Origin of the sequence: Bradyrhizobium sp. AUGA SZCCT0182, assembly GCF_018130185.1 — a bacterium.
Lineage (GTDB): Bacteria > Pseudomonadota > Alphaproteobacteria > Rhizobiales > Xanthobacteraceae > Bradyrhizobium.
In genome coordinates this window covers 1-2931 of record NZ_JAFCLY010000098.1, presented here as the reverse complement: position 1 = coordinate 2931, position 2931 = coordinate 1, and the positions used below count along the sequence as shown (strand labels likewise).

Below are 2931 nucleotides of genomic sequence, written 5' to 3'. Positions count from 1 at the left end.
CCCGACGTCCCCATCATCATGATCACTGCCTATGGCGATCCCGAGACCAGACGGAAGGCGATGGAAGGCGGCGCGACCGGTTTGCTGACCAAGCCCATCGATTTCAACTTGCTACGAGCGGAAATCGATATGCGCCTCGGTCAAGCTCAGTGATCGTCAACTCTCAGCCACCTTGGCGATGTCGTCTATTGGTACCTTTCAGATATGGCGTGATGTCCGGGTGGAGTCCGCTTTCGGAAGTTGGACTTCGGCAACAGTGTAGCGTTTTGCCCCATGAATGCCCGCAGGCCTGCCTGCGCTCGTCGACGAGGTGGTCGAATACTTAACTGGAAGCGGTCCCTGTTAGATACGCGAGAATTAAGCTAAAGTGCGGCGGCTATACCCGCTTGCCGACCAGTGATGCTACCGATGCGACACCGCATGGGTTCAACGTCCTGAAGAAAGACCAATCTAGGAAAACCTGAGATGGGTACGTTTGGTGGCTATCAGCCAAATGCCGGTAGAAAAAAGGGAGGCATCAACGCCAGGACGGCAGCTCTGCGGAACATCGCAGACGAGGCGTTAGCCGCCGGAATCACCCCGCTTGAGGTCATGCTCCAGAACATGCGCTTCTATCACTCCGAGGCCGAAACGATATTGGCCGAGCTTCTCAAGGGCCTTGCTGAGCATAATAAGACGCCCGAACAGTTGATCAGCGCGATGAAGGAACTGGGCGCATTCAAGGAGAAGGCCCAGCGCTGCGCGGTCGACGCGGCTCCCTTTCTCCACCCCCACCTCAGCGCCGTCAGCGTCAATGCCAAGATCAAGGTGGATCGAAGCCTACTCATTGAAGACGGTACGAGTGTAGATCAGGCGGCATCCCTGTACTTGGCGACGATCAACGATCCTGAGATGTTGCTGCTTGCGGACGCGTCGTCTCCGATTGCCGAGTGATGCTAGTTCGATGATGGACTGCATGCGTTGCAAGAAGCTGGCGTAGTGCAGGGCAGGGCTCGCGCCGTTCTCGGTGAAGTAGGTGAAATAGGTGATCTCCCTATTGTTACCCCGACACCCCCACCCCATCCGCAACATGAAAAAAGTCAGAGATGTTATAGGGGTTGGGGAGAGATAGCGTGGGAAACAATAGGATTTTCATCGACTCCACCTATTTCAGCGATTCCCGGCGTTGCTCAGCCTTCTGGCTGCCACTACCCTCTCGCTGAGCGGGAGGTCCGAGCGCCCATAAACGGTTTGCCGCTTTCCTCCTATCACCCAGAGGCCGTCCTTGGCGTCCTCATTGCGCACTGGGACGTATCCGCACTTCTCGAACCTGTGGGGGATCACGCGGCGGTTCTTGCGGTCGGTTAGCCATTCGTGGAAATTCCCAGTGTTAGCTAGAGCCTCGACCTTAGCTTGGGTTGTCACGGCCGGGCCGCACGGTTTGCCCTCGGCATCACGCGCGCCCTCCGCAGTGCCTAATCTGTCCAAAATATCTGCCATTTCAGAATCTTCCGGCGCAGCACCGGCACCAACAATTTGCCAGAACGCATGGGTCTTTTTCGGGGGAGCCTTCGGGTCGAAGTGCGAAATGTCCATCTCGGCAAGATAGGCCACGACGTTCTCAAGGCCGCCTGCGTGATACCAGTCCCATAGGGAGGACCAGAACCCGCTGGCAAAATCCGCCTGCTGGGTATCCGACCAGGCCACGTAGGTGCGGCGGTCGTCTGCCGGGAGGTAGATGCCATCGAAGCGGTAGTTCGTGGTGAGAATAATTCCGGCGACATTCAGCGCGTAGTATTGTGGCACATATTTGGCGTTGATACGCGTCACGTCAGGCGGCGTTGCCTGCATCGTCTTCAGTCGGTCGTAAAAAGTGAAGCGATTGACCTCTCCTAGATCGTGGGCCTCCGAAATGCGAAGAACGGTGCACCGCATGAAATCGTTGTGGGGCGACATGATGTCCGGCGGCGAAATCTCCTTGAAATTCCACGGGCCGACACCATGCTTTAGCGGCTCCAGGATAGTGTCCTTGCCGATTCCTGGAGCACCGCCAAGAACCAGACCGTGATTGATTTTAACTTCGGGATGCTGCACGCGCTGCGCAGCAAATGTGATGATATGGCCCGCGTCTTCGGGGTAGATTCTATGCACTAGGTCAACCCAGCGGTCGGCGGCGGCGGAGTTGCCGTGGATAATGGTCGGCGGGCAGTATAAGTTAAACGTGGTGACGCCCTTGCGCTCGATCCAACCTCCATCCGATATCAGTCGGTCAGCAATCGTCATCGGCAGGCCGGGAGACCACGTCATCTGCTCAACTGCCTGATACTTATCGAGCCATTGGCTGGCTTTCATGCGGCATTCTTCATCGGTCTTGCTGAGCAGAACCGGCGGCACGCGCTCATTCACGCTGCATGCAGGCCACATCTCGCCAGTCGGTGCGAAGATGTAGCGATGAGTCGGCATATACGCATAGAAGTCCTTGAGCGTCACGCCGTCATTTTTGTCGATATCCTTAGTTTCTCCACCATCGCCGACCTCGATGCCGGTCTTCTCGGTTAGCCACGCAACGGCCGCGTCGAAGTCCGCTGTCGGGAGGTATTTCATCACAAGGTCAATGCCTGTATATCCTACCCCTGCACCGTGATCACGGATGCCGCTCGGCATGATCGCCAGGTCTTCCTGAAGATCACGGCCGAGGTCCTTTGAGGTGAGACGGTAGCCACCATACTTGGCCTTCGCCTTGGGCAACAGCGGGGGAACCCACGCCGACAAAACCCCCAGCATCGCCGTATTGAAGTTGCGCCATCTACTGCTACTCGCGCCTCTCGACCACTCACCGTATCTGTCGGAGAAGTCGGACCATTCATGGTCGGATTTCGGCCCTTCCCTGGGCGTCGGTACTTCGCTCGGCCCCTTGCTTGATCGGTTGCAAACGATGTCGAGTAGCGCCTG

Annotated in this window: 3 protein-coding genes; 2 read left to right on the top strand and 1 reads right to left on the bottom strand. The window is 57.1% G+C overall.

Annotated features, from left to right (window positions below):
• Positions 1-153, top strand: a 153-nt coding sequence (locus tag JQ611_RS41370; protein ID WP_212468837.1) for a response regulator, incomplete at its 5' end; no start/stop codon positions are given.
• Positions 154-465: 312 nt separating this feature from the next.
• Positions 466-933 carry a hypothetical protein gene (locus tag JQ611_RS41365; protein ID WP_212468836.1) on the top strand — a complete coding sequence of 156 codons (468 nt, stop codon included), beginning with the start codon at positions 466-468 and terminating at the stop codon, positions 931-933.
• Between the two features lie 216 nt (positions 934-1149).
• Here JQ611_RS41365 and JQ611_RS41360 read toward each other — a convergent pair.
• Positions 1150-2931: primase-helicase family protein (locus JQ611_RS41360; RefSeq protein WP_249133865.1), on the bottom strand; the 1782-nt coding region annotated here is incomplete at its 5' end.